The organism is Halococcus salifodinae DSM 8989 (assembly GCF_000336935.1).
Classification (GTDB): domain Archaea; phylum Halobacteriota; class Halobacteria; order Halobacteriales; family Halococcaceae; genus Halococcus; species Halococcus salifodinae.
Window position 1 is genome coordinate 60,563 of record NZ_AOME01000068.1, and the last position, 18,167, is coordinate 78,729.

Consider the following 18,167-nt stretch of genomic DNA (forward strand, 5'->3'; position numbering starts at 1 on the left):
GCAGACCACTCAGATCGCCTCGATGGTCAACGGGGCGATTGCGGAGATGGTGGATGTGGCCAAGCGCTACTACTCGATAGATCGCCACGTCGACGTGGCGATCGATGTCACCTACATCGCCTACTACGGCGATCGCGACGAGTTCCAGATGAGTACGGGCGCACCATCGAACAAATCCTACTCATGGTGTTACAAGATGGCGACCATCTCGATCGTGGGCGATGAGGTGAAGTTCACGCTGGGGATGCGGCCGCTGTGCCGCCGCTTTCCCTCCATGCCTCGGAGGGTTCTCATGGACCAACTGCTCGACATAGCAAGCGAGCACGTCTCTATCGGGACAGTGTATGCCGATGCTGGCTTCGACAGCATCGGCGTGATGCATGTGGTCGAGGAAGCGGGTTTCTCCTACCTCATCCGGAAATCGTCGGACGATCGAGTTGACCGCTTCGTGGCTGGTATGGACCACGACGTCGCCGTGAAACAGACTCACGAAATGGAGAAAACCATCCGAGGAGAGAAGGTGACGGTCACCCCGACGCTCGTCGGGGTTCCCTCGGATCGTAAGGAGGATGCAACGGTGACGTTCGTGACGAATCTGTCAGTGGATGACGCGACGAAACAAGCACGAGGGCGTACGCGCCGCGTGATGCGGCGGTACGCCCGAAGATGGGGTATAGAGAACAGCTACAAGTCGATCAAGGATTTCCTCACGTGGACGACCTCACGGAATACTGCCGTGCGCGTGTTCTACTTCGGGTTTGCTGTGATTCTCTACGACATGTGGCTGCTGGTTGACCTGCTGATACAGGTCAACCTCGACATCGAACAGCGACTCAAACCACGCGTGCCTGCGCGGACGTTCCTGAACATCGTCCGCAAAGATATTCCGGTGACGTAGGCGTTCCGCGGCAGCGGAACGCCGTCTCGTCAGAGACATCTGAACCCACCCGCTCTGTTTTCGGAGGTGATATCGACGGAAGGAACAGTCAGTGTGGTAGGTTGGCGAACGAGATCAACCACGACAATTTTCCACACCTTCGGGCAGTGCAGTTATCGGACGCTCAACGATTTCAGATGCACATTCCGAACACCTGGTTAGTGCCTAAGAGAAGTTTTGCACATAGGCCAGTGACGATTCTCTGTCTGTAGACTTAGAGACGCGGACTCTCTCCTCATCCATGCCCAGAACTTACCTGAACCACTAATAACTCGCCGCCTGCTCTCTTTCTGCGGCGTATCCGCTAGAGGAGTCGTTGTCGTCATCAGAGAAACATTCAAAAAAGGTATGATTCGAATCGTTCGATGGCTGTCATCAGCGACAGCTACTGCATCTTCTGAGCGGAGAATCGCGTATCGAAGGTTGTGAAACAGTGAGTCACTGACCCTATCCCGACTCCGCCTTGCGTTCAACAAGATATCCTATGAACAAGTCACAGGCCATTAGGCGGATTGGAGTTCTACCATCGATGCCTCGAAGTCTTCGACGAACGCGCCTTGTCCGCCGGCATTGTATGTTCCGCGGTCGGTTTCAATGATGAGCGTGTTCTCGACCGGGAACGAGCTGTTCGTCGGTTCGAGCAGTGATTGTCGGACATCAACAATGATACCATCGAGTTCATTTGGGCCGTCTTCACTGTGGAGGGAACGACCGGTGACGCGTGCGCGGATTGTGGAACCGGTGCGGATGTGGAGCGCCGCCTGCAAAACCGCGTGGCGAAAGTCCCGGTACGTCGCCGGTAGCGGCTCCGGATCGGCCGCGTAGATCTCGGAGGCTATCGGGAAGTAGTTCCCGAGAAACGAGCCCACGATGACCGGGCCGAGCTGTTCCTGTGCGAAGACGATCGCCTGCGCGGCGTTGTTCGCGCGTGAAAACATTTCGGGCGGTGCAACGAGCCCCAGTTCCCGGTCGACGGTGAGGATCGTCGGCGTCGGCTGATCCCACACGCGGGCGACCGAGGCCAACTCGTCAAGGCCGAGGTCGTCGTCGGGCTCCGCCCCTGTGACGAGGAGCACGACGAGCACGTCGCGCTCGATCGCGTCCCGGAGCTCCGTGGCGACGTCATCGAGCAGTCGGTGGGGGATCGCGAGCATCACCTCCTCTTCCGCGCGTCCGAGAAGCTCGGCGACGCGCTTGAGCACGGTGACGCGTGATTTGACGACCTCGAAGCTCTCCGAGCGGGGGGCCGCCTGCGAGAAGCGCGATTCGAGCGCCGGTTCCATTTTTTCGAGGCCGTCGGCGAGAGTGTCCACGACGCTCTCGGGCGGGTGTGCCCGAATCGTTGTCGGCACGACGTGATCGTTTACCTCGACGAACCCCCGATCGGCGAGCGTTTCCGCGACGCTGTAGACGTGGCGTTTGGAGACGTCCGCCTCGTCAGCGACGACGCTCGCCTTCGCTTCGCCCTGTTCCAGAATCGCCAGATACGTGTCGATCTCCTTGTCCGACAGGCCGAACTGCTGTAACAGCTGCTCGATCGAGGGGTCATTCATGGCAGTCGCTCACAGCGGCTGATACTTACAGTATCCGGTGGTGACGGACGCCGCCGCGGTGGAGTCACCGTCATTCCTGACCACTGGGTATCAGGACAGCAATATCATCGATCCGGATTCCGTCTCCAGTCAGCGCGGACTCGTCAAACAGATCGGTGTGTTCGACGGCCCGGTCGAGAGTCACAATCACCGGGTCGGGGCCGAAGTTCAGCACGACGATCAGCCGTTCGTATTCGGTGCCACGTTCGTAGGCGACGACACGTTCGGGATCGCCGGTGTGGACGTCACACGCGACGGGCTCGACGCCAGAGGCGCAGAGTGCCGGATATTCGTTGCGCAGCGCGATGAGCCGGCGATGGAACTCGGTTAAAGCGGCGTCACCGTCGTGCCAGCGCATCGTGCCACGATCCGTGGGAACGCCGCGTTCCTGACCGTAGTAGACCATGGGAACGCCGGGAAGCGTAAACGTTGCAGCCGCGGCGGGCCGCAGGCTGCCGTCGTTGCATTCGGTCGCGTAGCGGTCCTCATCATGGTTCTCGACGTAGCGCATATGGAGCGCCTCGTTGGGATAGCCGTGGCGACGCGAATCATCAAGCGCGTCGAACAGACTGCTCGCCGGTGCGTCGCCAGTGCCGATATTCCGGAGCACAGCGTACAGATCGGTGTCGTAGTGAACGTCAAACTCGTTCTCTCGGAAGGCGGCGTCCCGCGGAACGGTCTCGTCGAGCAGGAGAAACTCCTCATCCCGTGATTTCAAACGTTCGCGGACTTCTTTCCAGAAGCCGTGTGGGATGCCCCATGCCACGTCACACCGGAACCCGTCGACCAGCGGTGCCCATTCGTCGATGACGTCGAGCATCCACTCACGGACGGCGAGGGAATCGTAGTTCAGGTTCGGGATCTTCGACCACGTGAAGTAATGGCCGGGTGCGTCGTCGCCGGCCCAGTCAACGCCCGTGGTGTCCTGGGTGGCCGGAACCCGTTCGTAGTGATCGGCGTACTCGGGGACGCCGGCTCGTTGAAGTTGAAACGCCGGATGGTCACGGGAGGTGTGATTGATCACGAGGTCGAAGAGCATCCTGATGTCGGCCTCGTGGAGGCGATCGACCAGCGACGCGAATTCTTCACGCGTGCCGAGATCCGCGGCGGTGTCGAACAGATCGGTGATGTGGTAGCCGTGGCGGGTGGGGCTCTCACAGACTGGCGTGAGCCAGACAGCATCGACGCCGAGCGATTCGAGATAGGGAACTCGTCGTTCGATCGCCGCGAACGTGGTGTCGACGGTGTCGCCGGCGAACGCCCGAACGAAGATCTCGTAGATAGTCGCGTCGCGAACCCACGCCGGTGGATCGGCGGGACGGTCGAACGAGATGGTCCGCGTCCGTTCGCCGGCGGGCTCAGAATGGATCGTCAGCGTGTCGGCGATGCTGTGTCGTTCGGCGACGGCGACGGCGTGGACGCGCGATAGTTCCGAAAGCGTGTCGACAGAGGCTCGCAACGTCTCGTCGTCGACGGTGACTGCATCGCGCGTAAGGGTATCCCGGTCGTCGAGATGGAACTCGACGCTCGGCACGCTCCCGTTGGGAGCGGCGTCGGCCGTCGCGGTCACGACGATTTCGTCGTCCTCACGCCGTCCGTCGAGGCGAACACGCGGCCGGCCGGGGCCATCGACCGTGACCTCGCTCGTCGCATGCGGCTCAAACTCGTCGTCGAAGGCGAAGATGGCCTCGTGTGTGCCGGGTGGAAGCGTCACGTCGAGGAACCACTCGTTGCCCACGTACCCGCCGGCGCGAGCGTTCTCACCGGAACGATCACCCTCCCCAGTGCGCTCGGCTCGGTGTGTCCCCATCGTGAAATCGTTGAACTGCCCGATCACGGCGGCGTGGTCGACACCATCGAGGTCGCTATCCACCTCGTCGGTGGTCACGCTGAAGCGTGCCTCACGGCGAGGATCGGGGAATACGCGCACCGTTTGGCTGTGAACACCGTCGGGAGCGTCGAGTTCGACGCGGTAGATGCCAGGAACGTCCGGCACGAGGTGGACGACCGCTTCGTCGTCGATCGTCACCATGCTCTCGGCCGGTTGGTCGACGATTTGCCACGCGTACTCCGCTACCGTGTCGGGGTTGCGCGGTGCCAATTCGATCGATTCACCGACGTGAAGAAAGCGCGGTGGTCCAGGGTGGTGCATACTCACACGGGTCGCCACCGAAGGGTTTGACCGTTTCGGTTGTGGAAGAGATTTGAACTACAATTGCACCAAAGTTATTAGGGCGTGGAGAGGACGCTCTATCAATGCACCTCCGCGACGCGCTGGACGATTACAAGCGTCACCGAGACGACGCCACTCGGTTTCCAGGCGAACGACGGACGACGACCGGGCGTTTCTCCGGGTCCGATGGGCGACTCATGCACGTCGACGAGGACGGGGCGATACGGGATTGTAGCTATCCGCTCATGGGACTGACCGGAATCGTTCGTTCCCGGTTCGGCGTCCGACCGATCGACGAGACCGAGCCGACATGGTTCGACGCCCGGCGCAGTACTCAGCGTTACGAGGGCGATACCGCACTCGTCGTCACCGATCACAAGACCGACCACGGAGTGATAACCCAGTACGACCTCACATTCGACGAAATACACGTCACCCACGTCGACGTGAGTGCGGCCGAGGAGTCTCTTGACGTGGTTGCCGGCGTCGGGTTCGCTCCGGACGGGCGTGACACGCGCATTGGACAGCTCCATCACGATGATGCGATCGAATTCTACCACGCCGCGGAAACCGATTACCTCGCAAGCGCCACCGGGTTCGAGACGATCTGTAGCTCTGGACTCGACGGGTTTGAAGCTCTTCTCGACGGGACACCGTCCACGTACCCCCGGGCGGATGAAGAGCAGACCTCGGGAGAAGACGCACTGGGTGGCGACGTCTGCTGTGTGCTCCCGGTCGAGAACGGGACGGCAACGATGGCGACGCTGTTGACGAGACGCACGGACCAGCCGCGCGAGGCCGCTCTCGACGCGGTTCGAACGGCCGCAGCGGACCACAATGCCGCCGCACTCGAACGTGCAGCCAACCGACGAGCCGTACCGTTCACTACTGAACACCTGCACGCCGACGCGATCAGGACAGATCTCCGGGTACTCTCGGCGCTTACTGGGCAGTCGGGGCTCCGGATCGCTGCCCCGGAATTCGACCCGTACTACGCCCATTCAGGAGGGTACGGCTACGCGTGGTTCCGCGACGACGCCGAAACCTCGTCGTTCCTCCTCGACGCCGACCGGCAGCTCGATCTCGGGCTCGACGACTGGCACGCCTGCAGCGCAGCGGCCTACGCCGCGACACAGCGCGACGACGGGACGTGGCCACACCGTGTCTGGGCATTCGACGGCACGCTCGCGCCGGGCTGGGCCAATGGTCGGCTGGAGACAGACAAGCGCGAGGACTATCAAGCCGATCAGACGGCGAGCGTCGTGGCCTACCTAGCAGCGCATGGGAGCGGGAACGACCACCACGACGTGGTGAACCGCGCGCTCGACGCGCTTGACGACGACCTCGCCACCGACGGCCGGCCAATCGGCGGCGAGAACGCGTGGGAGGACATGACCGGACGGTTCACCCACACCACAGCCACCGTCCTCGAAGCGTATTCGGCGGTCGCCGCGACCGACAGCGATCTCGCCGACCGAGCGGCCGAGCAGGCCGCTGTGGTCTATGACGGCCTGGACGATCTCTGGGTCGAAGAGCGCGGCATCTTCGCACTGCGCGAGTACGGCCCCGACCATGACGCCGACGGCGAACTCGACGATCGGTGTGATTCGGCAACATTCGCGCTTGTCAGCGCTCACCGCGAGCACGCTCGTATCGGCGACATCGACGACGAGCGTCTCGATCGGCTCGTATCACACGTCATGACGCTCGTCGACGAACTTCGACACGATCCCGACAGTAGTGCAGTTGCCGGGCTCGTTCGGTACGACGGCGACGACTGGCGACGGCGCGAACAGGGCCACGAGAAGATTTGGACGGTCTCGACAGCATGGGGGGCGTACGCCGCCGGATCGCTCGCCGCGATGCTCGCCGAACACGACGACGAACGCACAGAGGAACTGGCCGCAACGGCCCGAGACCTGCTCGGACTCGTCCTGCCCGACGGCCCGCTTGCCCGCGACGACGGCTCGTTGCCGGAACAGGTGTTCGACGACGGGACGCCCGACAGCGCGACGCCACTAGGATGGTCTCACGCACTGCGGCTGGCGACGATCGCTCTGCTCGACGAGTACTCTATGCTCGAACCACATGCAGTTGTTGCGAACGACTGACCCGCGTCGTCAGGGCGACGTCGTTGCCGCGACCGCCGGCTCGGGAGCGTCCGTCGTCAGTAGCGAGTCGCCGCTTGTCGTGTCGAAGAGATGCACTTCCTTCGGCTCGAACGTCACGCGAATGACGTCGCCCGTCTCGGGTTCGACGTCGGAGGCGACCCGGGCGATGAACTCTGGCCCGAGATCCAGATAGAGGTAATTGTCACTTCCAACCGGTTCGACGACCTCAACACCGGTCTCGATTCCGTCTCGATCGCCGGTAACGCGAACGTTTTCAGGACGAATCCCGAGCCGCGCGGTCGTCACGTCGGCTGCGGCGACGCGCTCGCCACGCTTGCCAGTCAGTTCGTACTCGAAGCGGTTCTCGTTCACGAGCTTGACACCCTCGTCGGCGGTCTCAACGGTGACATCGAGGAGGTTCATCGAGGGTGAGCCGACGAATCCACCGACAAACTCGCTGTTCGGAGTCGTATACACATCCTTCGGTGTGCCGGTCTGCTGGAGAACGCCGCCGTTCATGATGGCGAGTCGGTCGCCCATTGTCATCGCTTCCTCCTGATCATGGGTCACGTAGATCGCTGTGGTTCCAAGTTCGTCTTGGAGGCGCTGAATCTCGGTCCGCATGCTCGCCCGGAGCTTCGCGTCGAGATTGGAAAGCGGCTCGTCGAACAGGAACACGTCCGGCTCGCGCACGATGGCGCGACCGAGCGCGACGCGCTGTTTCTGACCACCGGAGAGCTCGCTGGGTTGGTCGTCGAGTAGCCCCTCGATACCCATCATCGCCGCCGTCTCGTCGACTTTGGCGTTGCGTGCGTCCTTGCCGAGGTCGGTGCTCATCCGGAGGCCGAACGCCATGTTCTGCCGGACGGTCTTGTGTGGGTACAGTGCGTAGTTCTGGAACACCATCGCAACATCGCGGCGACGCGCGTGGACGTCAGTAACGTCTTCACCACCGATGTGAACCCGTCCCGACGTCGGCTGTTCAAGTCCCGCGATCATGCGGAGTGTCGTAGATTTCCCACAGCCAGAGGGGCCGACGACCGTGACGAATTCGCCATTGGCCACCTCCAGAGAGACATCATCGACCGCCACTAGCCGTCCGCTGTTGAACTCCTTTCTGAGAACGTCAAGCGTGACAGTTGCCATCCGCTGAGGGCTATGGGCGAACGAACATAGTTCTTCCCCCGAAAAGAGAATTTGCGATGTGATATTTCGTAGCAGTTATATTGTGGTGGTTCAAGGCGATGATCTACCCGTTTCGTGTGATTCGGTTCCGACTCGATCAGGCACGATGGCGAGTGACCTCGGGTGCGATCCGTCCCACGATCGTGACAAGTACTCGTGTGGTTCCGAAGCTATTAAGTTATGAACGACTCTTTCATCCAACGTTCACCATGACAACGAATCGCAGAACGTTGCTGAAACACATCGGCGGAACGAGCGCCTTGCTGGCGGTTGTGGGCTGTATCAGCGCCCAGAAACAAGGATCTAGCGACGGGTCCGGGAGCGGCGACGGGCAGAGCGGCAGTAATGGATCGTCAGCAGGCGATACCAACGGCTCCGGTAGCGGGACGGCGGGCAATGAAAGCGGGTCAGCTGGATCGGCGGGGTCGGCGAAAGCGTGGTACTCGCTGCCGGAACCCGAAATCCCCGCCCGAAAGAGCGCGATTAAGGCATTCAATTCCCAGTCGAAGAACAGTCTCAAAGGAGCTGATATCTCCGATATGGAAAAAAAGACCACGAGTGCGATCCCGGCAGGACAGGGCGCGCAAACGTTCGAGTGGGCCCACGACTGGGTCGGCGATTACTTCCAGCGCGGTTTCGTTGTCGATCAGAGCGACAATCTCGGCGTGACCCTCGATTCGTTCACAAGCGCGGCTGCGGAGGCGATCCAGTTTGAAGGCAACATCGTCGGTCTCCCGCACGCAGCCGAGACGGTGACGTTGATATACAACACCGATATGGTCGACGAGGCACCGAAGACGGTGGCCGACATGGTGTCTATGATGAAAGAACACCACGACCCAAGCAACGGAACATACGGACTGAGCTACCCGTTCGATCCCTACTACACCAGCGCGTGGCTTCAGGCGTTCGGCGGGTACTACTTTGACCCAGACAAAGAGCAAATGCTTGGAGTCAACAAGAAACAGACCGTCCGTGGGCTTGAGTTTGCACTCGAAAACTTCAAACCGTACATGCCGAACGATCCCAAATACGAGCCACAGGCGGCCGCCTTCGCGGCGGGGAACGCGGCGTTCGCCATTAACGGGCCGTGGTATCTCGCGACACTCAACGAGAAAGGAGTGAACTACGAAGTGACGTCGCTCCCATCGCCCGATGGCGGAACGGTCAAACCCTACACCGGGATCACGATGTGGTACTTCACGAAAGCCATGGAAGAGAGCGGCGCTGACACCGCTGCCGCACGGTCGTTCATCGAGTGGTACGTAACGAACGAAGACCACCTCCTAACGCTCGCTAAAGACCAAGGTGTGATTCCGGTGCTGTCGAGTCTGGTTGGTAGCGACGAGCTGCCGAGCGAGGTACAGACGTTCTCACAGACCGTTAAACAGGGAGTACCAATGCCGACGCATCCGAAGATGAACAAGGTGTGGCCGGGGATGGAGACCGCACTCATCAGCGCGTTCAACGGGGATTCTACTGCTAAGGCCGCGCTCGATCAGGCCGCCAAAACCATCCGTAGCAACTGGGAGTAGTCGGTCATGAGCACGGTTTCGCGTGTCGCACGCCGTATCGAGGCGATCCCATTTCTCGACAAACGAGACGTCTCATTGTTGTTCGTCCTCCCCGGGCTGTTCGTCTTCGCGGCGTTCATGCTGTTTCCGGTGGTGTATCTCGTCGGGGTCTCGTTCACGAACGCCGCTCCAGCGAACCTGTTCGCCGGCGACGGGGTCGCCTCGGTGCTGACGTTCGGCGAGGCGACGTTCGTCGGTCTCCAAAACTACGTCGACGTCCTCACCGACCCGACGTTCTGGAACTCCTTCGGGGTGACGTGGCTGTTCGTCGCGACGAGCGTCGTTCTGAAGATCGGACTGAGCCTTGGTATCGCACTCGTCGTGACCAACGACCGCGTGCGCGGCAAACGGGTGATGCGGTCGTTCATCATCCTCCCGATGGGGCTGCCGGCCATCTTCACGGTCACCGTCTGGCGGGGTATCTTCAGTTCGGCCGAATTCGGGCTGGTGAACCAGGCGCTATCGGCCCTCGGGATCGGATCGGTTGCGTGGCTCTCCGAGCGGTGGCCGGCCTTTTTCGCGTACAACGTCACGGAGATGTGGCTCGCGTACCCGTTCATGGTCATCATCACCGTCAGCGCGTTACAAGACGTGCCCGAGGAACTCCACGAGGCGGCGAAAGTCGATGGTGCAGGCTTCTTCTCACGACTCCTGCACGTGACTCTCCCATCGATCAAGCGACCCGTGCTGTTCGCCTCGATCCTGACGGCGGCCGCGTCATTCCAACAGTTCCTCATCCCGTTCGTGTTCAACCAGGGCGGTCCTGCCCGGGCGAACGAACTCATCGTGGTCTACGGCTACCGGGAGGCGCTTTCGTTCTCGGAGTACGGATACGGTGCAGCTGTCAGTCTCATCGCGGTGGCGTTCATTGGCGCGTTCATGTGGCTAAATGTTAAACGTGGTCGGCTCGCTGATGGGGTGGCAGAACAGTGAGTCTCTTCAGCCGGATCAGTCGGAAACTGAAGACCGACATGCAGAATCTCGCGCGCCAGCCCGTCACTGCCGTTCGTGACGCGGTGTATACGGCTAACGGTATCAGACGCGGCGAGATATCTCCCACCGAGCCGCTGAAAACGCTTGGTGCGACTCTAGGTGCGCTCATAGTGGTGCTCGCACTTCTATTTCCGATCTACTGGATCCTGACGGCCGCCCTCTCCAGTACCGGTGGCTCGATCTACTCCTCCGGGGGGTTTCGCCTTCTTCCGGAAAACCCGACGTTACAGCCATTCCTCTGGGTGATCGGCGACCTCATCGTTCCGGGGTACACCGTTTCGATGAACGTCCCACTCACCGATCTCGCCGTCGTCGTCAATACGCCTGAGATCGTCATGCTCGACGTCTCTCAGTATGGTGTGACGAATCCATCGAACTTCAAGGAATTCCTCTGGAACAGCCTCACAGTTGCGGTCCCGACCGTCGTCATCGCCATGTGCCTGGTCGTACCGGCGGCGTACGCACTCTCACGCCGGGAGTTCATTTTCCGACGAAAGGTGCTGTTCGTGTACGTCCTGATGACACAGATCGGCGGCGGTCTCGGCGTCGCGTTGCTGATCGGACTGTACGCCGTGTACGTCCAGTTCGGCATCAACGACAGCAAGCTCGCGCTCGCAGTCTACTACGCAGCGACCGCGATCCCGTTCAACACGTGGCTATTGAAAACGTACATGGACGGGATTCCTGTCTCCTACGAAGAGGCGGCCGTCGTCGACGGTGCGCCACCATGGCGCGTCGTCACCGAGGTCATCATTCCACTTTCCACCGCGGGACTCGCCACAGTGTTCATCTTCACGTTCCTCACCGGCTGGACGGAGTTCGTGGTCGCGCAGACACTACTCACCACCGAGAACTACACTCTTCCGGTTGGGCTGTACTCGCTCATCAGCGAATATTCGATACCGTGGGCGCGCTTCTCAGCGTTCGCGCTCACCTTTGCGACACCGATCATGCTGGTGTATCTGTTTGCCCAACGATACATTGAGGGGGGCCTCTCGTTCAGCGGAATGGAGGGATAAGGCACAACTAGCCGAGCTGGCGTAGCGTCCACCACGGCCTCAATCGTCGGCATCGATCTGTTCGCCGTCGATTTATCTCTCAACAAACTCCTCGTTGCGGCCTCGAACCTGGTGCTCTCGCCGGTGGTCCGATAGCCGCCGCCGCCGAACCGGGGAAATGGTCGAATCGTTGGGTTCTATGATGTCGATGTTGGGATCGCACGTCATACCGTCACCGTTGATTGGTGCATCGTAGCTCTGATTGCGGTGCTCGATCGTTCCTGTACTGAGAAGTTGTACGTTACCTTGTCGTCAGGGCTCCCGCCGCTGACGACTCCGACCATGTGCTTGTGTTCGGCTGAACGTCAGTATGCAAGCCTGACCGCAGGATACGGCTTGACCTCTGTACAAAATTGGTGAGCAGTCCGGCGAGCATGGATTTTCGCTTCTTCAACCGCTACCGCATGTGTCGAGTGGACTCTGCCGGTCCATACACACTCGTTGCACGTTGCGCGGTATGCCTGGTGTTGTGGGTTTGTTACTGAGTGTGGCACTGGATCGCATCCTCCCTCGAAGATCGAGCTTAGACTCGATGGAATTGAGACTGTCGGTCCAGAACTTCCCCCATAGCAGCAGAAGTCAGGCAGGCGGGTTGCCCATGCATGACTGGGTTCGAAACCAATACCGAAGCCTAATTTCTGCGGGATCTGTGCATGACGAATCTACCTACCCGCGTTCAGCGTAGGAATCAAAGGACCAGTCGATGCGATCGAACGTATATCCACCACAGTGTGGACAGACCTGCCGCCGGAGTTCGAAGCGCATCCTGCAGGTGTGACACTCGTATGGAAGCGGCTCATCACGGGCAGGCCCTGCGAATACCGCCCTGACTTTGGCGAGCGTGCTCACTGTGAATCCCCCAAGATTACACATAATGGCGCGCGAATAGAAAACGTTTGTCCCACGCTCACACGTCGTCTACTGGCTGGGGACTCGATCACTATCGGCGAGGGATGGGTACTGAACGGTTCCTGTTGGGTGTAGAATCACCACGATGGAGCAACGTATTGGTGGTCAGTACGTCGCACTACTCTTCAGGCGACCACACTCGCACCCCTCCACGAACGACTCGCTACCGTCATCCGATGGATAGCCAAGAGCGACTCCAACCCAGGGGAGTTCTACTTCCACCACGCTTGGCGAGAGTATATCTGAAATTCCCGTCTTGTTCGGAACGAGGGTGATTCGCCCTCCAGAGTCAGAGTACCCGGACCTGTCACACGCTCCGGGTCTCTTTGGGTTCCCCAATGGGACCACAACAGGGGCGGCACAACGCCCGTTCCACTCAACCCATGACGACACAGGATTCCAGTCTCGGCATCTGTCCATCGTGCAACGCGGCGATCCCCGCAGGGTTGGTCCTCATCGAGTACGAGCGTGCGGACGGATCGGCTGCGTTTGCTGAATGCCCCGACTGCCGCGACGTCGTTCGTCCACAGTAGTTCGATATAGGGATTCGCAATCAAATGCGCTCTATACGTTGTTTTGGATACTCTCCGGCGGCTGTCAGAGATGTTTTGCGAGATGCAGAGCGTGTAGTCAACAAAGGGCCTATGACGAATCCACCTGACCAATTTCTGCTGGTGTATGGTCTCTGACGACAGATAGCGCCCTCAAATTCCAGAATATCCAATATCAGCAACTAATCGACCACTAACAAGAGCCAAAGGCGGTTTCTGATTGGCACAATGATAATTATAAGCAGTTGATTGAGTAGATGCGCCGACTCGTGCAACCAGTAATGAGAAACAGGGAGTTCAAATCGGCGATTTTCCAAGGAATCGCTTGATGATCCGTCGCTCAGCACGATGGAGGATTCCACTCGCGGCTCCCTTACTGACATCAAATGACTCCGCAAGCTCAGTGAGCGTACACTGACGCGGACTCTCGTAGTACCCACGCTCGACCGCTTCGACGATGAACTCTCGTTGGCGATCGGTGAGAAGGGCCGTCTTGTCGGTCGATTGCTGGATAACACCGAGATCGTACGCGACCTCTGCGGCTTCGAACGCGTCTCTGAGCTGTGACAAGCGTTCTCGGGAAGTCGTCAGATCAGCCACCGCCCACCCATCTCGGATCGGAAGCGGGAACTGAATGAGATTGCCTGACGAGAGGATTGCGTGATGTGGCGCAGGAACGTACGATATTTCGTACTGGATGACCGTTCGCTGGTCGTCGGCATGGAGAACTTCGTACTCAGGGAATTGATCCTCCTCGTCAAGTGCTTCAGTGAGCGATGAGAAGTTCGATGCTTCGATGTCGAGAATCACGAGCAAGCCGTCCGTTGTCGGGAAGTTAGAAACGATCCGGAATTCGGTCTCCGGGTGGGCTGTCGAGAGCGCGCCAAGCTCACCAGGAACCTCGAATCTGAACTGTGATCTGGCCATTTATCTCCTCTCCAGTGTCCTTGATACCGCAGCAATACTAAACATGTTCACGACTATCGTTAATCCGTATCTCCCCGTCTTAGGTAGTGTAGTGGACTCAAGGACGACCCAACGAACGAGATCTGAGTCGAGTCAGTTGTCGAACACCTACCAGACGGAGAATACAAAAATGGTCGAAGACCCGAAAGCACATTCTGCTGACGATCCGAAACGCGATGTCACCGTTGCCCACCCGGACAGTTCGGATGTCCCTCACCTGTTCATCGCAGGGGATACGTATACCATCCTTCTCACCGGCACAGACACCGCTGGAAAGATGTGTCTTATCGACATGCACGTTCCTCCAGGTGGTGGACCTGGCCCGCACCGTCACGACTTTGAGGAGACGTTCACTGTTCTCGAAGGCGAAATCGATATGACGATTCGAGGCGAAATGATCGGAGCGAAAGCAGGCCAGACGGTCCACGTTCCGGCGAACGCACCACACCTGTTCACGAACGCTACCGAGCAACCGGCACGAATGCTGTGTATCTGTGAGCCAGCCGGTCAAGACGAGTTCTTTCGCGCCGTTGGCGTTCCAGTCGACGAACGAACATCGACTGCCGACCTAAGCGATGAGGACGAGCGAGCGCAGTTAGAAAAAGCGGAAGCGCTCGCGTCACAGTACGACACGGAGCTACTGATGGACACGGAGTAATCGTGACACATACTCCCCTATCGCTTGTGGATCGAGCAGAAAGAACGCGGGGGCTGAGGCAAAAGACATGCTTCATCGGTTTGATATCGACTAGACATACTGGTTCGTGCCTCTGTAAATCACACTACTCTAATACTACTTCGGCGGTTGCCGATGAACGAGTAGCATGGATCGAGTCGAAGTCGTTGCAGTAGCTCGTTTTTGAGGAAGAGGGGAGCGTCGGTCTTCCGTGACGAGTGAACCGATACAACTCGGGACATGTGGCTTCGAAATCTCCAAACGGCCCGTTCGCCGGGTTTGTGGCACCTATAGCAGAAACGGGAGATCGGGGCAACACCGCAGCTGAACCCAACCGCCGAAGTAGTACTAAACATGTTCACGATAACTCCCAACAGCTGGTCGCTCGTATCGAAGATCGTAATGAGACAGGATCAGCACAACGGACGGCGCATGAACCGAGCCGAACGACGACTGATGAATAAGGGGCACGATGAGTTCGCGTAGTGTATTCGTCGTCGGTGCGACGGGCAAGCAAGGCGGAGCAGTAGCCGATCACTTGCTGTCTGGCGAACATGGCAAGTTCGACGTCTACGCGTTGACACGCAGTCCCGACGGAGAGGCCGCACAATCGCTCGCGGACCGTGGTGCGACGATCATCAGTGGTGACTTACAAGACAGAGACAGCTACTGGGCCACCGTCGACCGTGTCGACGCTGTATACTGTATGACGCACTTCGCTGGCGGATACGACAGCGAAGTCGAGCAGGGGACGACCATCGCCGAAGTTGCTGCCGACGTCGGCGTCGAGCAGTTCGTGTTCAGCTCCGTTGGCGGAGCCGAACGTGAGACGGGCGTGCCGCACTTCGAATCGAAGTGGGAGATTGAGCAGCGCATCCGCGACCTCGATCTGCCAGCAACAATTATCCGACCGGTATTCTTCATGCAGAACTTCGAGATGCAACGCGAGATGATCCACGATGGTACTGTTGCATTCCCGCTCGCGGAAGTAACTCCAGTCCAGATGCTCGATGTTGATGATATCGGTGCGTTCGCGGCCAGCGCGCTCGCAAACCCAGCCCAGCATCCGTCTTTAGCTAAGCGAAGAATCGCGTGACAGCGGCGGCTTATCGAGTCACCTTTTCGGCAGGAGTGAGGAGGCGGTGTCTGTGTACGACGATGCCTCCTCACCTCGAATTATGCAGCGGCTCACTACGCTCTTTCCATCGACGATGCTCGAAGAGCACGCCGAGGAACTCGGCGTGGTCGAGCGAGATGGGAAGCTCCAGATCCCAGTGCTGGTGTGGGCGTTCGTGTTCGGCTTCGCTGCAGGCGAGAGCCGAACACTCGCCGGGTTCAGACGTGCCTACAACTCTACAGCTGACGAAGTGCTCTCACCTGGCGGTTTCTACCAGCGACTCACGCCGCTGTTCGCGGAGTATCTCTGCGACCTCGTCGAGACTGCGCTCGACGAGGTCGCTGTCCCACACACGGTCAGTAAGGAATTCAGCCGGTTCAGAGACGTGATCATCGCTGATGGAACCGTCCTGCGGTTGCATCAGTTCCTTGCTGAGGAGTACGAAGGGCGCAAAGAGGAGCAGGCTGGAGCACGGCTCCACCTGCTCCACAATGCCACCGACCAGACGATCGAGAGATTCAGCGTTACCGACGAAAAAGCTCACGACAGCACCGCATTCGATACAGGCTCGTGGCTGAAAGGACGGCTGGTACTGTTCGATCGAGCGTACTTCAAGTTCCGCCGGTTTGCACTGATCGATGAGAACGACGGCTACTTCGTGAGTCAGCTGAAGAGCAGCTCGAATCCAGTGATAATGGCAGAGTTGAGGGAATGGCGCGGTCGCGCCATTCCTCTCGAAGGCGAGCACGTCTACGACATCGTGGAGGATCTTCAGCGGAAGTATATCGATGTCGAAGTAGAAGTCTCGTTCCAGCGGCGCGAGTACGCGGGCACGCAGTCGTGGGATACGAAGCGATTCCGCGTCGTCGGCGTCCGCGTTGAGGACGCCGACGACTACCAGTTGTACATCACGAACTTGTCACGGGAGTCGTTTCTACCGGCGGATATAGCGACACTGTATCGGTGCAGGTGGGAAGTAGAGGTACTGTTTCGGGAGCTGAAGACGCAGTACGAACTGGACGAGTTCGATACAAGCAAGAAGCACGTGGTGGAGGTTCTGCTGTACGCAGCGTTGCTGTCGTTGGTGGTGAGTCGAGCGTTGCTAAAGGTAGTGACAGAGGAAGCTGATGACGAGTGCGTCTTTCCGACGGAACGCTGGGCGGCGACCTTCCGGTCGCACGCCCAGCTCATCCTTCACGAACTCGGGGACTACCTCGGCTACTCTCCACCACCGCTGTTGGAACGGCTGATCGAAGATGCTCAGAAGATCCACCAACAGCGACCGATTCTCCAAGAACGGCTCGCTACCATCACTCAGCCAACGATAGAGGCCTAGCTAAAGACGAATGCCCAGCCCAGTATATCGGCGAAGCGACCGAATTAGCGGGCGACAAACGAACACTCGAAGCGGCGGCTGAGGCTATCTCTACAGCGCTCGGTAGTGAGGTCGAGGCGCAACACGTTCCGCTCGATCAGGCGCGAGAACAGCTGGGTGAAGATCAAGCGCTGATGTTCGAATGGATCAACGAAGACGGATACGAAGCCGACATTGCAGGACTTCAGCGTGACTCTAATCTCGAGCTCACTGATTTCGAAACCTACCTTTCTAAAGGAACACCTTTGTCGAACTGATGTGCGCCCTGTAGTCAGCACTGCTGTATCCTTGCCAGCTCTCGCCGGACCAATTCAGAGGATGAAGATACATTCCGCAGAGGACTATCTGCAGATGGAGTGGATATCATTAGCTGGGTGAGCGTCCGCTCCCGTCCTCCCGATGGCGTTTCGCTGGGTGGTGTCGATCTCTACAGTTACCCGGTCTGCCTCGACTTCTTGGCCTTGAGAAGGTTCTCTCGGAGATATTCCAACTCGTCGAATCCATATGTTCTGAGAAGTTCTTCAACTTCCTGTTTGCTGCTTCCAAGACGCTCTAATGGCTGGTCGTGGATGACGATGTACGTCACCCGTGTTGTCGGCGACGAAAGGGTCCTCGAACCGCCACGGAGCAGGTTGATTTCCTCTCCGACGATGTCCGACATGATCACCGTCGGCGATGGAACATTATCGTCCGCGATGACCCCATCGAGCGTTCGAACGGGCGTGTTCATCTCTCCTCCGGTATGTCGAGCTTCGCCCATCCCGCGGGGTGTGTCGCTACGTGAGTCGAATGCTATCGTCCCATCCGAATTCGATATGGCGCAATCCATCACCGTGGCATCGATCCCATTCAACGGCTGTGTTGAATCGCCATAGGGCGGTGGATTTCACTGCTTGACGGAACGTTTGATGTTGTAGACGACACACATCAGGGTGATCTCTCGGAACTCA

13 protein-coding genes and 1 pseudogene are annotated in these 18,167 nt (G+C 59.1%); 9 read left to right on the forward strand and 5 right to left on the reverse strand.

Translation table 11 applies throughout. The features are described 5' to 3' along the window. Nucleotides 1-10: 10 nt before the first annotated feature. A pseudogene (locus C450_RS12135) lies at nucleotides 11-898 on the forward strand (transposase); the annotation flags it as partial. A 542-nt stretch (nucleotides 899-1,440) separates the two neighbouring features. Here the strand turns inward: C450_RS12135 and C450_RS12140 are convergent. Further along, nucleotides 1,441-2,490, reverse strand: a complete 1,050-nt coding sequence (locus C450_RS12140) for a TrmB family transcriptional regulator (protein WP_005043766.1) — start codon at nucleotides 2,488-2,490, stop codon at nucleotides 1,441-1,443. A 70-nt stretch (nucleotides 2,491-2,560) separates the two neighbouring features. Then, complete coding sequence (locus C450_RS12145) at nucleotides 2,561-4,681, reverse strand: alpha-amylase family glycosyl hydrolase (RefSeq protein WP_005043767.1); 2,121 nt, start codon at nucleotides 4,679-4,681, stop codon at nucleotides 2,561-2,563. Between the two features lie 104 nt (nucleotides 4,682-4,785). On the opposite strand from C450_RS12145, the gene C450_RS12150 reads away from it, so the two are divergent. After that, a complete protein-coding gene (locus C450_RS12150) occupies nucleotides 4,786-6,813 on the forward strand; it encodes a glycoside hydrolase family 15 protein (protein ID WP_005043768.1) in 2,028 nt (675 codons plus the stop codon). Nucleotides 6,814-6,822: 9 nt separating this feature from the next. On the opposite strand, the gene C450_RS12155 is transcribed toward C450_RS12150, so the two are convergent. Then, nucleotides 6,823-7,959: an ABC transporter ATP-binding protein gene (locus tag C450_RS12155; protein WP_005043769.1), complete on the reverse strand. Its 1,137-nt coding sequence runs from the start codon at nucleotides 7,957-7,959 to the stop codon at nucleotides 6,823-6,825. 248 nt (nucleotides 7,960-8,207) lie between these two features. Between C450_RS12155 and C450_RS12160 the strand changes: the two genes are divergently transcribed. The 4 genes from C450_RS12160 to C450_RS23715 all read left to right on the forward strand — a co-directional run bounded on the left by C450_RS12160 (nucleotide 8,208) and on the right by C450_RS23715 (nucleotide 13,065). Continuing rightward, on the forward strand, nucleotides 8,208-9,533 hold the full coding sequence (locus tag C450_RS12160; RefSeq protein WP_049910180.1) for an extracellular solute-binding protein: 1,326 nt from the start codon (nucleotides 8,208-8,210) through the stop codon (nucleotides 9,531-9,533). 6 nt (nucleotides 9,534-9,539) lie between these two features. Beyond that, on the forward strand, nucleotides 9,540-10,505 hold the full coding sequence (locus C450_RS12165; protein WP_005043771.1) for a carbohydrate ABC transporter permease: 966 nt from the start codon (nucleotides 9,540-9,542) through the stop codon (nucleotides 10,503-10,505). Beyond that, on the forward strand, nucleotides 10,502-11,584 hold the full coding sequence (locus tag C450_RS12170; RefSeq protein WP_005043772.1) for a sugar ABC transporter permease: 1,083 nt from the start codon (nucleotides 10,502-10,504) through the stop codon (nucleotides 11,582-11,584). The genes C450_RS12165 and C450_RS12170 overlap by 4 nt, the downstream gene beginning before the upstream one ends. A 1,331-nt stretch (nucleotides 11,585-12,915) precedes the next feature. Next, a complete protein-coding gene (locus C450_RS23715) occupies nucleotides 12,916-13,065 on the forward strand; it encodes a DUF7837 family putative zinc-binding protein (protein ID WP_440717378.1) in 150 nt (49 codons plus the stop codon). A 315-nt stretch (nucleotides 13,066-13,380) separates the two neighbouring features. On the opposite strand, the gene C450_RS22125 is transcribed toward C450_RS23715, so the two are convergent. Beyond that, the gene (locus C450_RS22125) at nucleotides 13,381-13,653 is read right to left on the reverse strand and encodes a helix-turn-helix domain-containing protein (protein WP_161606964.1); all 273 of its coding nucleotides are present in this window, start codon (nucleotides 13,651-13,653) and stop codon (nucleotides 13,381-13,383) included. Between the two features lie 199 nt (nucleotides 13,654-13,852). Between C450_RS22125 and C450_RS22690 the strand changes: the two genes are divergently transcribed. From C450_RS22690 to C450_RS12190, 3 genes are all read left to right on the forward strand, one after another. Next, nucleotides 13,853-14,707, forward strand: a complete 855-nt coding sequence (locus C450_RS22690) for a cupin domain-containing protein (protein WP_206536855.1) — start codon at nucleotides 13,853-13,855, stop codon at nucleotides 14,705-14,707. Between the two features lie 490 nt (nucleotides 14,708-15,197). Beyond that, nucleotides 15,198-15,821, forward strand: coding sequence for an NmrA/HSCARG family protein (locus tag C450_RS12185; RefSeq protein ID WP_005043775.1), 624 nt, complete (start codon nucleotides 15,198-15,200; stop codon nucleotides 15,819-15,821). Nucleotides 15,822-15,903: 82 nt separating this feature from the next. Continuing rightward, a complete protein-coding gene (locus C450_RS12190; RefSeq protein ID WP_005043777.1) occupies nucleotides 15,904-17,178 on the forward strand; it encodes an IS4 family transposase in 1,275 nt (424 codons plus the stop codon). Between the two features lie 472 nt (nucleotides 17,179-17,650). Here the strand turns inward: C450_RS12190 and C450_RS12195 are convergent, their stop codons facing one another. Then, a complete protein-coding gene (locus C450_RS12195) occupies nucleotides 17,651-18,046 on the reverse strand; it encodes an FkbM family methyltransferase (RefSeq protein ID WP_005043779.1) in 396 nt (131 codons plus the stop codon). Nucleotides 18,047-18,167 lie beyond the last annotated feature (121 nt).

Bases quoted from the DNA above. Each gene is read 5' to 3' on its own strand.
- C450_RS12140 (WP_005043766.1), bottom strand. From the start codon at position 2,490: ATGAATGACCCCTCGATCGAGCAGCTGTTACAGCAGTTCGGCCTGTCG.
- C450_RS12145 (WP_005043767.1), bottom strand. From the start codon at position 4,681: ATGCACCACCCTGGACCACCGCGCTTTCTTCACGTCGGTGAATCGATC.
- C450_RS12150 (WP_005043768.1), top strand. From the start codon at position 4,786: ATGCACCTCCGCGACGCGCTGGACGATTACAAGCGTCACCGAGACGAC.
- C450_RS12155 (WP_005043769.1), bottom strand. From the start codon at position 7,959: ATGGCAACTGTCACGCTTGACGTTCTCAGAAAGGAGTTCAACAGCGGA.
- C450_RS12160 (WP_049910180.1), top strand. From the start codon at position 8,208: ATGACAACGAATCGCAGAACGTTGCTGAAACACATCGGCGGAACGAGC.
- C450_RS12165 (WP_005043771.1), top strand. From the start codon at position 9,540: ATGAGCACGGTTTCGCGTGTCGCACGCCGTATCGAGGCGATCCCATTT.
- C450_RS23715 (WP_440717378.1), top strand. From the start codon at position 12,916: ATGACGACACAGGATTCCAGTCTCGGCATCTGTCCATCGTGCAACGCG.
- C450_RS12185 (WP_005043775.1), top strand. From the start codon at position 15,198: ATGAGTTCGCGTAGTGTATTCGTCGTCGGTGCGACGGGCAAGCAAGGC.
- C450_RS12190 (WP_005043777.1), top strand. From the start codon at position 15,904: ATGCAGCGGCTCACTACGCTCTTTCCATCGACGATGCTCGAAGAGCAC.
- C450_RS12195 (WP_005043779.1), bottom strand. From the start codon at position 18,046: ATGGATTGCGCCATATCGAATTCGGATGGGACGATAGCATTCGACTCA.